This is a genomic window from Bradyrhizobium manausense, from assembly GCF_001440035.1.
Classification (GTDB): Bacteria; Pseudomonadota; Alphaproteobacteria; order Rhizobiales; family Xanthobacteraceae; genus Bradyrhizobium; species Bradyrhizobium manausense.
Map to the genome: position 1 here is coordinate 29514 of NZ_LJYG01000015.1, position 11337 is coordinate 40850.

Sequence of the window (11337 nt, forward strand, 5' to 3'; positions counted from 1 at the left end):
GGCGTGGCTCGGCTGGCATTTGATCAAGCCTCGATCGGTGCAATCGGGCCGATCGATTGCAGCGTTCACGCGGGCGAAATCGTTGGACTCGTGGGCTTGCGCGGTGGCGGTCAGGAGACGCTTGGCCGTGCGCTGTTTGGCGTCGAACGTCTTACAGGCGGCGGAATCCAGGTCGATGGCATGCCTGTTGATATCGATTCTCCACGTCGGGCAATGAACCTCGGGATTGGTCTCGTCTGTGCAGACCGCGTCGGAGAATCAATCATTCCGGGACTTTCGGTACGCGAGAACGTGTTCCTTAATTCCCCAGCGGCAGGAGGCAAGCTTTCGACTTGGCTTTCGCCGCGGAACGAGCGTTTTGCCGCCATGCAGCTGGGAGAAACCGTCGATCTTCGACCCAACGACCCGAACCTCGCCATCGAATTGCTTTCCGGCGGAAATCAGCAAAAGGTCGTGGTCGGACGCTGGCTGAATTTAAAATCGAAGATCTACGTCTTCGAGGACCCGACCGCCGGCGTCGACGTCGGCTCGAAGGCGGAGATCTACAGGCTCTTCGACGTCGCGCTCAATGAAGGCGCGGGCATTTTGATCGTTTCAACCGACTTCGAGGAAATCGCGAAGGTCTGCCATCGCGCCCTTGTGTTTAGTCGAGGCCAAGTCGTGCGCGAAGTTCATTCAGAAGATTTGTCAATCAGCAATTTGCTCGCTGCCGCTTCCGCCGGCGTTGAGCGAAATAGCGCCGCAGCAGTAGATGCGGTTCACTGAGCGAGACCCAGGATGCAATCCATAAAGTCGAATGCTCTGGAACCGACGAGGCCAGAACTTGCTTCGTTGTCCCGCGTTCAGGCGGTCTTGCGGTTGCTGCCCGTGTACGGCCTGCCCTTGCTTACGTTGCTGCTCATCGTCTTCTTTTCGTTGCTTCTGCCCGACACGTTTCCGACTTGGCTAAACGCGCGCTCTATCCTCGCGGACAAATCGATCGTCGCGCTGCTTGCACTCGCCGCAACGCTGCCGATGATGGCAGGCCGCATAGATCTCACGGTCGGATTCGGCATAGTGATGTGGCACATCCTGGCCATCAGCTTTCAGGTGAAGTATGGCGTGCCGTGGCCGATAGCGATCCTCCTCGTCATGGCCTGCTCCGGGTTCGTCGGTCTTGTCAACGGCGTGCTTGTCGAAGTCGCGCAGGTCGATGCCTTTGTGGCGACGCTCGGCACGGGCACCATCCTTTATGCGCTCGCGCTCTGGCACACAGAGGGCCGTCAGATCATTGGCACGCTGCCGGCGGATTTTATCGCCATCAACTCGGCTTCGCTCTTCGGCATACCCATCCCTGCATTCTACGTGCTCGGCCTTGCCTTGCTTCTCTGGATCTTCAGCGAGCGCCTGCCGATCGGACGATTTATCTATGCTATCGGCGCCAACGAGAAGGCGGCTGCCCTTAATGGCATCCCCGTCCGGGCTTGTGTGATCGGCGTGTTCGTCACCTCCGGTATCATTACCGGCTTGGCCGGTTGTGTGCTCGGCGCGAAGCTGCGAATCGGTCAGGCCAATGTCGGCCTCGACTTCCTGCTGCCGGCGCTCGTTGGTGCCTTTCTCGGGTCGACAACAATCAAGCCCGGCCGCGTGAACGTTTGGGGCAGCGTGTTCGGCATCCTTATTCTGGCGGTAGGCATCTCGGGCATTCAGTTATTTGGCGGCGCCTTCTTCGTCGAACCGCTGTTCAACGGTACGACGCTGGTCGTCGCCATCGCTCTCGCCGCTTTCGCGCAGCGGCGCCGTACCGTCGTCAGGCCGCCGCGCGATCCACAGCCGGCACCGGTAGAATCAGAATCCGCGAAGGCAGCCAGGGTCGCCTGATGTCTTTGCGCAAACGCCGGCTAAGCCGGCCTGGCGACCTGGAGGCCGCCTGTTAATCCTGGGAGAGAAGCAATGACAACGACCAAAATTATAACGACCAAAGCTATAATGACGCGACTTTTGACTTCGGTAGGGGTGCTGTGGCTAGGCATGGCCCTGGCGCACGCCGACGACGACACGGCGTATATGGAGAAGGCGAAAGCCTTTCTTGAAAATGTTGCCGCGCCTGTGACCAAGTGGGACGGCCCTACCGCGGGTCCGAAAGCGCAGGGCAAGAAGCTGATCGTCATCGTCTCGACCGATCAGCGCAACGGCGGCGCGCAGGGCGCCGGCGATGGTGCGGCGGAGGCAGCCAAGGCGATGGGCTGGGACGTGCGCCAGCTCGACGGCCAAGGCACCGTGCCCGGGCACGCAACAGCGCTGACGCAGGCGATTGCGATGAAGCCTCAAGGCATCCTCAACGTAGGCATCGACAGTAAGGAGCAGCAGCCACTTCTCGAGCAGGCCGCCGCCGCCGGCATTAAGATTGTCGGCTGGCACGCAGGTCCAAACCCGGGCGCGATCGAGGGCATTCCTGCCGTATTCACCAACGTGACGACCGATCCGACCGAGGTCGCCACCTCTGCCGGGCTTGAGGCCGTGGTCAAGTCCGGCGGCCACGCGGGCGTCATCCTGTTCACAGACTCGATTTATGCGATCGCGACTGCCAAGACGAATGCGGAACGAGCGGCCGTCGAAGGCTGCAAGGGCTGCAAGGTACTCGAAGTCGTCGACACTCCGATAGCCGATCTCTCCAACCGGATGGGTCAGCTCACTACCTCACTGCTTTCCAAGTACGGCAAGCAGTGGACTTATTCGATCGCGGTCAACGACCTCTACTACGACTTCTCGGCCCCTGCGTTGCAGGCCGCAGGCGTCGATCCAGCCAACGGCTTCCCGCAGCAGATCTCGGCGGGCGACGGTTCGGTTCCCGCATTCAAGCGCATCCGTGACAAGCAATATCAGATCGCGACCGTGGCGGAGCCGCTCAACTTGCAGGGCTGGATCATGGTCGACGAAATCAATCGCGCCTTCGCTGGCGAGAAGCCCAGCGGGTTTGTTCCTCACGTTCACCTCTTCACCGCTGAGAACGTCGAGAAGGACGGCGGCAAGGATAACAAGTTCGACCCCGGCAACGGCTATCGCGACGAGTACAAGAAGATCTGGGGCGTGAAGTAATCAGGTTACGACAGGAAAAGACAGAAAAGGCGGTCGCGCGCGAATTTGCGGCGGCCGCCGCCGACCTGGACGTTCAGGGCGGCCATTACCCCTTGCTAGAGAGACAACAGATGAGCAGCGATCTTCCTAAGCCCGACCACGCAACCTCCAATTTCAAGCTCGTCGGCTATAGCGACCAGGGCGGTCGATGCGACGGCGTTCAGATCATGGTTCACAAGGGCTTCGCCTACATCGGGCACATCTTCTCCAAGGGCTTCACGGTGGTCGACGTGCGCGACCCCGGAAAGCCGAAGACGGTCAGATACATCGCCGCGCCCCACAACACTTGGACGCTCCACCTCCAGGCGGCCGAGGATAAGCTGCTCGTTATTCACAACAAGGACATGTTCGCGCAGGCCGAACTCGCCGACGAAAAGAACTACTACAAAGGCTCGGTTGGGCACCACGCAAACGAGAAGAATGAGAAGCGCGACTGGTCGGCCGGCATGGCCGTCTATGACATTTCGGCGCCGGGTGACCCCAAGCAGATCGGCTTCATGCCGGTCGACGGCACCGGCCTGCATCGCATCTACTGGACTGGCGGGCGCTGGGCCTATGCTTCCGCGCTGCTTGATGGCTTCACCGACTACATCATGATCGTGATCGACCTCGCCGATCCGACGAAGCCGCAACTCGTCGGCAAGTATTGGCTGCCCGGCATGAACAAGGCGGCCGGTGAAGTCCCGAACTGGCCGACCAAAAGCGGCCGCTTCGGCCTGCATCATCCAATCATCCAGGACGACATTGCGTATTGCAGCTGGCGCGACGCCTGTCTCGCAGTTGTCGACGTGAAGGACAAGGCCAATCCAAAACTCATTACCCACAAGGTGTGGGCTCCACCCTTTGGCGGCGGAACGCATAATGCCCTTCCCCTACGTGATCGTAACCTCCTTGTCGTGGTCGATGAGACGGTGCTCGACAATCAAGAAGACGGGTTCAAGCCGATCTGGATCTTCGACAATCAGGTCAAGTCCAATCCGATAAGCATCTCGACCTTCCCAGCCCCGTCCGACAAGGACTATCTGAAGGTCGGAGGCCATTTCGGCCCGCACAACATCCACGAAAACCGACCCGAATCCTTCTATAGCGAGGAGGTCATCTTCGCGACTTATCAGAACGCCGGCTTGCGCGTGTACGACATCAGGAATCAGTTCCGACCAAAGGAGATCGGCGCCTTCGTGCCGCCGCCGCCCACGAAATGGGTGGACCCGCGCCCCAATAGACCCGTTGTGCTGCACTCGGCCGATGTGTTCGTCGACAAGAACGCGCTCTGCTACGTGACGGACTTCAGCGCCGGTCTCTATATCGTGGAGTACAAGGGCTGATGCCTAGGCGTCTGTGGCTGACATCCCCAACTTAAGGAACATCGTTTCCTGCGTGAATACGATCACGTCGCTGCATCGAGGCGGTTGCGAATCCTGCGAGATTGCAGATAGCGGGTGGCATAGCCAGCTGCAAAGCCAAAGGTGAGAAACAGATGGAGAGTATCTCGAACAAGTTTTCGCTCATGGTCTTGCGCCGCGCGGCCCCCCTATCAGCCAAGCTGAGCCTCGCCACCATCAGCGCCGACCTCAAATCCCCGCATATCCGAAGTTCGGTCGGTGGCCCGTCCGATGTGACAAAGCCACTATTTGTTTCGGGGAAGCTAGTTCATAGTCCTGACGGCAATCTTACAATCGCCGCCTGGAAGATGCGGGCCCAGACCTCGGCATCGGGCCCCCGTACGGACCCTTGACGGCATCATCACCCAATGAGGCGCGCAAGAGCACTTACCTCGAGATGGTGGCTGGCTGCTCTACAGGACCCGCCGTAGCGGGCCCGTTGGTCGAGGGAACGGCCTTGGCTTACTTTTGATCTACATTGCTGGTCCCGGAGCCTGGGGTGCCGATCGGCAAGCCGTTCGCCGCATGGCCGACACCAACGCCTGGCGCGCTGACAGCACCCGGAGTTTGGTCTTGGGGAAGCGTCTTGACCCCCGTCCTTGCCTGCTCGGCGGGGCTCATCTGTTGGCCGTTGACGCCATTCGAGCCGTTTGTTGCTGTAATGCCAGACCGATCAGTGCCGCTTTGCGTGGTTTGACTGGAGCCGGTCGCGGGCGCCGTCCCATTTGGCGTCGGCGGCTGGACATTCGGATTGATGGGGGAGTTGTTGGTGTGCACGCCGGTCGTGGTCGCGCTCGTGCCCATCCCTGATGGTGCTGAGGGACCGCCGTTCGCGCTGGTCGATGTGCCCGTGCCTGCGCCTGAACTAGCGGATGACCCGGCCGCGCCAGCCGCGCCCCCGCCGGCACCGCCCCCTCCGCCTTGTGCGAGGACCGATGTAGCGACGGCGAGAGACAACGCAGCAACAAGAAGAGATGTTCGGTTCATTGACCTTCTCCCGATGTAAAGCAGGTCAACCGCGCGGAAGTAGCGATAGTTCCTGTCCCGATCAGCCACCGTCTTGCTCCCGATGAGGCAGCGCTGCATGGCTAGCTAGCGTTCCCTCCGGCGCACATCATTTCAGGTTCATCTAATCCGGAACCCTGCTCGCGGGGCGAGCTCGGCCAGCGCGATGCTGGGAGATGCGTCTATTGGAGCCCATTTTCGATGTCGCCATCATTTCACGCAAACGCGAGATGACCGGGCCAGGCCGCGCCGTTCCGCTGCAAAGTGATCAATAGCTTAGTTTGCCTCTGTGCCACGTTGAGAGAGCCGATGGCCCGGCTGGCGAAGCGAGCATCCTTGATCGCGACGTAGCCCGGAAAGTGGCAGGAGCTAACTCTCGGATTGACCACCACTCCGCAGCCCGCAACTATCGAATGCACAGCAGACTGGTCAGGCACCGCAAGCTCGTCGAAATTGCCGGCGACATCGAGCCGGTGCAGGGCGGCCGCATCTGTATCGAGTTGGCCAAGGCGCCTGTACAAGCACGAGGTCATGAACGCGGAGTTAAGGGCCGGCACTGGCGGGGAGCGTGGCTGGCTGGATCTGCGCGAGAGCGGGACCTTCGTCCGGCCGACGAAGGCCGCCTCGTGATGAACACGATGCCGTCATTTCGCGTCGTGCAAATCTTGCTCTAGGAGAGCAATCGTCGCTCTGATGCGCTGGATTTCGACTGCCCGCTCCTCTACGCTGTATCGGTCGGCAGGCTCGCCTTCTCGTTCGATGCGAGCAAGACGCTTCCTGTAGGCCGCGCGAAGCTGCTCAAGGTATGCCTGGACACTGATCATCACCGCCGCCGCGATTGCGCTCCGGATAGATCCTTTGGCCATACTATTTTAGCGAGCTACCGATCGAGCCGAACTTGTCGCTCAGGCTTGTGCCGAGACCGTTGATCACCGTGATGATCGCCGGCGCGATGCCGGCTGCGATCAGCCCATACTCAATCGCGGTGGGACCGTTCTCATCCGCAAAAAATCGCTTAATCAAAATCATTTTGGGCACCTCCATGGGTAGGCACGCCACTACAACTTCTATCAATACGCGCTTTCAACATGGTAAATCGATTAGCACGGAGGCGGTTAATGGCTGTTAGCCGATCTTCTCTCCCAGAAGACGCATGCGCCGATTCTCCTCATGCCTCATTTGGAACCGAATCGCGGACTTCCCTTGGTGCGTTGAAATGAGGTGGCTCCGATGTCGCGCGATTTCTCCAGCCCAAGCCATTGGTTGCAACGCGCAGCTCAGACGCGCGCCAAAGCGGAGCGAACACGAGACGCGGCGGCCAGAGCCCGGCTGATCACTATGGCTGAGGAATACGACCGTCTTGCCGAACAGGCCGAGAGGCAACTGACCGATCAATCAGCATCGATTCCAATCAAGACGTGACTTGGCTGCTCGCCAATCACTAGATCCGAATACCCCGCAAGTCAGTCACGCAATTCATAGAAGGCCGCTGAGGGCGTTGCAGGCAGACCTGCCTCACCTATCCAGCGCTAATTGCCGCTATGGACACTCGGCCCCGGCCCCGACGCTCGGCCGTCCTTTCGCTGGCCGAGCAAAGCAGCCGGATGTATGTCCGCTCAATACGCATTGCGGACTCCAGCCATGATCTCCGCTAGGTCGGCGACGGGGCCACAACAGGCGGTCGGCTTTCCTGGGTTCGTGGTCGGCGCCGGATGGCCGGTCTGAGGTAGATCAGATTTTCAGAAGGGAAAGTTAGCTTTCGGCGTGGGATGAAACCGCCGCCAACGTATTCGGGTAGTGCCCGTCCTTGCACTGGAGCACGAGGTTGCAAGGAGAACGTCACAATGGAGCGGCGCAAGCGGGCGTCCGCGCGCCTTCATTGCAATCGCACCGCCGACCCAGAATTTTGTGCAACATACTGTGAACTACTTCACAGCTCTCTCTCGAACACGGCCTAAAGTCTCGGCGTGCGCAATGAAGCGCCGTTTCAGAGGAATTTGGTCATGGATATTGCACATCGTTCAGCACCCATGTCGTCCCTCGCTCGCAGTCACGACGGCTTGATCACCCTTTCATATGTGGTATTTGCTGCCATCGCTCTGGTGGTACTCTACTTTACAATGGGTGCCCCAAGCTTCGATGAGGCTGCACTTGCCGCCATAAACGTGATGCCGTGATGTGTGCCAGCGGCGGACGCGAGCAGCGCGCTCCGAGCCATTGCTCATCGTTAAGATCTATTGCAACAGTAGTCTGGCCGCGACGTTGCTTGGGACTTTCGAGTAGTTCAACCAATCGATCGAGAATAACGCGTTCGTTAATGCAGCATTGAGGCTCAAGATACTCTCCAAGGATGCGCTGCGCATCACCGAGCGCTGTAGAGATACCTCTTCAGAGCCAATACGACGGCAAGCGCTCGCTCGCGTAGCGGCCTCGCCCGAGGCGCTGGCCGTCCTTCGCGGACCGAGTATTCATTGGGACCGATCAGGCACAAGGTGAGAATCGGCTGTTCCCGATTTAACGTTTTCTCGCGACATCAACACTAACGAGCGGTTTACGTTGCTCGGATGGATTACCTTGATACGCTTGCGAGAATTTCAAGAACGCAGCGTGTTCGAGATGATCAGATACTCATCCTACGGCACGACGAATTCTTCAAAACGATTGCCGACGCTCGATTATAACGATTCGCTTCGTGCCGCATATTGCGAGCTGTTAGAGCTACGTCGGCGCGTCAGGGTTGCCGAAGGCGCCGTTGGGACGAAATCCACCGGAACGAACAAGTCTGCCCGACACAGACCGCCGCCAAGTCCGGCAAGAGGCTGAAACACATGCATGAAGCTGTGGGCCTGTGTCTTCGACGATCCGATCGAGCTCAGCGACGGCAGGAGCCGCGCACCCCTGCGTGAGCCGAGCATGTACATTGCGACGCTGCCCGAATGGCCAGCCCTGTCTCATCTGCAAGCAAACGCACTGCGACGCGCCACCGCATCACCTCTGGTTTTCACTCAACCCAGAGCCACCTGGCCGCAAGCTCAGTGACGAAGCCACCCTCCCGCTATGCCGCTCGCATCATCACGCCTTGCAACAGGCAGCGGCAAGACCATCCTGCTTGATAGCGTCAAGTTGGTTACGCGCCCAAGCGCCGGGGTCGTCACGATCGCCGGCCCTTCGTTTCGCTACGGCGCGCCGGCCGGCGCGCCGTAGCGAAACGTTTACAATGGAAATATCCTGCGAAAACCGAAAGCAGCGCGGGACGTCAGTGATCGTCGTTGACGTCCATGCGAGATAAGCCGCCCGTCCGCCCTGCCTCGCATTCAAGCGGTGCGCGCGATGCCGACTAGGCGTCGTAGCCGCAAACGGCAGAGCGCTAAATGCGCCCTGATCGTTAGGTAAGATCGAAATCAGCGCTCCAGGTGCTTTTCCCGGGGTTCTTCCGAAAGATCCAGATTGTCAGGGTTGCCGCGTCAGGAACAACCATGCTGTCCCCCGCGTGTAGCGTGAACTGTCTTATATCACCGACGACAACCCAAATGGCGTGCGCATAAACATCGGGGACGCTAGTTGCGGTGCAGGAAAGGACAGCGGCTTTAGGTACAGCTCGCGTGACCGATTGAGTAACCGACGAGTCCATGTGAAATGTTGCCATGGCGAATGCTCCAAAAAAACCTGGTTGAAATGTCGCAATGTTTCCGTAGATCCCGGCGAGAGTCAAGAACGTCTCAACCTAGACTTGCTCTCTGATGATACGCTGGACATCGACACCGCTCCACCCCACCGCCATAGCTATGCACCCACGTGCGCAAGATTGCCGACCGGCAACTCGGCTCTCATTTGTTTAGGAGCCCCATAGGCCAGCCTGATCAAAACAACCACTATCAATAGCTACGCGAGGAACTCAAAATGTGTTGGTTTTCAAGAGGCTCAGGTCGATACTTCTTTCTGATTTCAATTTCGCCGATTTGTGCGACCGTCGGCGACGCCTTTGCCGCCGGAGGACAGGAGACTTTGTTGCCTCAGAAGCTCGTCGTACCGCCAGATACAATTATAATGCGTGTCCCATGCAATCCCGGGGTCTATACTTACGATGCGCTCGTTAAACCGGCGGCGGGAGAGATCGTAGCAGGAGCTCAGCGGAGTCTTTTCCGCGTTACCAATAGACTCTGATGAGCATGGCAAAACTTTATCTCGTCGCTGGCTGGCTGGTACTTGCTCTCGTTGCGTTTGTGACGCTAGCGCCGATCTACGATCGGCCGACCATCGCGCCTGCTCATATTGAGCATTTTGCCGCATTCTTTGTGCTCGGCCTGATGTTCATGCTTGCCTACCCAAACCGCATTATTCTTGTGTTCCTGGTCGTTGTTGGAAGTGCAGTTACCTTAGAAGCCGCGCAATTGCTAACTCCGGACAGACACGGGCGGCCCCTTGATGCATTGGTCAAGATTATCGGGGCGATCTGTGGGATAGCGTTGATAGCTCTCGCACGGATCATTGCTCGAGCAGCCAGCAGCTCATCCGAAGACTAGGGGCGGAGCCATCAGCGTCCAATGCTTTCATACACGAAGCCCGCTGGCCATATCTTCGGGCCTAAAGATATTGCGGAGGTCGACGACGACGGGCTGGGCCATGGCCGCCTTCAGCCGATCGAGATCGAGGCCGCGGAACTGGGTCCATTCGGTGACGACGACGACCGCATCGGCACCTTGCGCGCAGGAATAGGCATCTTCGCAATAGGTGATGCTGGGCAGCTCGCTCTTCGCCTGCTCCATGCCGACAGGGTCGAACGCCTTCACCTTGGCGCCCATGTCGAGCAGACCGGTGACGAGCGGGATCGACGGCGCATCGCGCATGTCGTCGGTATCGGGCTTGAAGGTCAGGCCGAGCACCGCGATGGTCTTGCCGCGCAAGGAGCCGCCGAGCGCCTGGCTCACCTTGCGCGCCATCGCGCGCTTGCGGTTCTCGTTGACCGCGAGCACGGATTCGACGATGCGCAAATTGACGTCGTAGTCCTGCGCGATCTTGATCAGCGCCTTGGTGTCCTTCGGAAAGCAGGAACCGCCGAAGCCGGGACCGGCGTGCAGGAATTTCGTGCCGATGCGGTTGTCGAGGCCAATGCCGCGGGCAACCTCCTGCACATTGGCGCCGACTTTCTCGGAAAGATCCGCGATCTCGTTGATGAAGGTGATCTTGGTCGCGAGGAAGGCGTTGGCGGCGTATTTGATCATCTCGGCGGTGCGGCGCGCGGTGAACATCAGCGGCGCCTGGTTCAATGACAGCGGTCGGTAAATGTCGCCCATCACCTTGCGGCCGCGCTCGTCGGAGGTGCCGACCACGACGCGATCGGGAAACTTGAAGTCGCGGATCGCGGCGCCCTCACGCAGGAACTCCGGATTGGATGCGACCACGACATCGGCTGACGGATTGGTCTCGCGGATGATGCGCTCGACCTCGTCACCGGTGCCGACAGGCACGGTCGACTTCGTCACCACCACGGTGAAGCCGGAGAGCGACTGCGCGATCTCCTTCGCCGCGGCGTAGACATAGGACAGATCGCGTGGCCGTCGCCGCGGCGCGACGGCGTGCCGACCGCGATGAACACCGCGTCCGCATCCGCAACCGGCTTGGACAGATCGGTGGTGAAATCGAGCCGCTTGGCCTTGACGTTGTTGGCGACCAGCTCGTCCAGGCCCGGCTCATAGATCGGGATCTCGCCGCGATGGAGGCTAGCGATCTTCTTCTCGTCCTTGTCGACACAGGTGACGTCGTGACCGAAATCCGCAAAGCAGGCTCCAGACACCAGTCCGACATAGCCCGTTCCAATCATCGCGATGCGCAT

Annotated in this window: 9 protein-coding genes and 1 pseudogene; 7 read left to right on the plus strand and 3 right to left on the minus strand. The window is 59.5% G+C overall.

The window, feature by feature from the left end; translation table 11 throughout:
* From AOQ71_RS47000 to AOQ71_RS02480, 4 genes are all read left to right on the plus strand, one after another.
* Positions 1-765, plus strand: a 765-nt coding sequence (locus AOQ71_RS47000) for an ATP-binding cassette domain-containing protein (RefSeq protein ID WP_157083437.1), incomplete at its 5' end; no start/stop codon positions are given.
* Positions 766-777: 12 nt separating this feature from the next.
* Positions 778-1860, plus strand: coding sequence for an ABC transporter permease (locus AOQ71_RS02470; RefSeq protein WP_057741267.1), 1083 nt, complete (start codon positions 778-780; stop codon positions 1858-1860).
* Positions 1861-1950: 90 nt separating this feature from the next.
* Positions 1951-3078: a substrate-binding domain-containing protein gene (locus tag AOQ71_RS02475; RefSeq protein WP_430648601.1), complete on the plus strand. Its 1128-nt coding sequence runs from the start codon at positions 1951-1953 to the stop codon at positions 3076-3078.
* Positions 3079-3188: 110 nt separating this feature from the next.
* Positions 3189-4442 (plus strand): LVIVD repeat-containing protein, encoded by a 1254-nt coding sequence (locus AOQ71_RS02480; RefSeq protein ID WP_057741272.1) that lies wholly within the window; start codon positions 3189-3191, stop codon positions 4440-4442.
* A 1277-nt stretch (positions 4443-5719) separates the two neighbouring features.
* Here the strand turns inward: AOQ71_RS02480 and AOQ71_RS02490 are convergent.
* Both AOQ71_RS02490 and AOQ71_RS02500 read right to left on the minus strand, forming a co-directional pair.
* The gene (locus AOQ71_RS02490) at positions 5720-6025 is read right to left on the minus strand and encodes a hypothetical protein (protein ID WP_157083338.1); all 306 of its coding nucleotides are present in this window, start codon (positions 6023-6025) and stop codon (positions 5720-5722) included.
* A gap of 346 nt (positions 6026-6371) precedes the next feature.
* Entirely contained in the window at positions 6372-6533 is a 162-nt protein-coding gene (locus AOQ71_RS02500) for a Flp family type IVb pilin (protein ID WP_057741287.1), read from the minus strand.
* A 201-nt stretch (positions 6534-6734) separates the two neighbouring features.
* Between AOQ71_RS02500 and AOQ71_RS44680 the strand changes: the two genes are divergently transcribed.
* The 3 genes from AOQ71_RS44680 (at position 6735) to AOQ71_RS02515 (ending at position 10027) form a co-directional block, all read left to right on the plus strand.
* Entirely contained in the window at positions 6735-6926 is a 192-nt protein-coding gene (locus AOQ71_RS44680; protein WP_157083339.1) for a hypothetical protein, read from the plus strand.
* A gap of 581 nt (positions 6927-7507) precedes the next feature.
* Positions 7508-7681, plus strand: coding sequence for a hypothetical protein (locus AOQ71_RS44685; protein ID WP_157083340.1), 174 nt, complete (start codon positions 7508-7510; stop codon positions 7679-7681).
* A 1986-nt stretch (positions 7682-9667) separates the two neighbouring features.
* Positions 9668-10027 (plus strand): VanZ family protein, encoded by a 360-nt coding sequence (locus tag AOQ71_RS02515; protein WP_083513878.1) that lies wholly within the window; start codon positions 9668-9670, stop codon positions 10025-10027.
* A gap of 11 nt (positions 10028-10038) precedes the next feature.
* Here AOQ71_RS02515 and AOQ71_RS02520 read toward each other — a convergent pair.
* A pseudogene (locus AOQ71_RS02520) lies at positions 10039-11337 on the minus strand (UDP-glucose dehydrogenase family protein).

Bases quoted from the DNA above. Each gene is read 5' to 3' on its own strand.
- AOQ71_RS02470 (WP_057741267.1), top strand. From the start codon at position 778: ATGCAATCCATAAAGTCGAATGCTCTGGAACCGACGAGGCCAGAACTT.
- AOQ71_RS02480 (WP_057741272.1), top strand. From the start codon at position 3,189: ATGAGCAGCGATCTTCCTAAGCCCGACCACGCAACCTCCAATTTCAAG.
- AOQ71_RS02500 (WP_057741287.1), bottom strand. From the start codon at position 6,533: ATGATTTTGATTAAGCGATTTTTTGCGGATGAGAACGGTCCCACCGCG.
- AOQ71_RS44680 (WP_157083339.1), top strand. From the start codon at position 6,735: ATGTCGCGCGATTTCTCCAGCCCAAGCCATTGGTTGCAACGCGCAGCT.
- AOQ71_RS44685 (WP_157083340.1), top strand. From the start codon at position 7,508: ATGGATATTGCACATCGTTCAGCACCCATGTCGTCCCTCGCTCGCAGT.
- AOQ71_RS02515 (WP_083513878.1), top strand. From the start codon at position 9,668: ATGAGCATGGCAAAACTTTATCTCGTCGCTGGCTGGCTGGTACTTGCT.